The sequence below is a fragment of the Acetobacter sp. DsW_063 genome (assembly GCF_002153745.1).
GTDB lineage: Bacteria > Pseudomonadota > Alphaproteobacteria > Acetobacterales > Acetobacteraceae > Acetobacter.
Window position 1 is genome coordinate 1 of sequence record NZ_JOPL01000173.1, and the last position, 241, is coordinate 241.

General features: G+C 65.6%; 1 protein-coding gene. It reads left to right on the plus strand.

The window, feature by feature from the left end:
- Positions 1-241 (plus strand): HK97 family phage prohead protease (locus tag HK28_RS13620; protein ID WP_198945905.1); only part of this gene is annotated, 241 nt, incomplete at both ends.

A 241-nucleotide genomic window follows, 5' to 3' on the forward strand; every position in this document is an offset into this window, starting at 1 on the left:
AGACGGAACGTTCGAGGGTTACGGCAGCGTGTTTAACAACACGGACGCTCACGGCGACGTGGTGCTGCCGGGAGCCTTCGCGGACTCTCTCGCGGAGAGGAAGTCGCAGGGGCGAGGCATTGCGATGCACGTCATGCACGGATTTCTCGGCGGCGACGGGCTGCCTGCTGGCGTCTGGACGGACGCCTCGGAGGACAGCCACGGTCTGCACCTCAAGGGCAAGCTCTCGGGGATGGACACC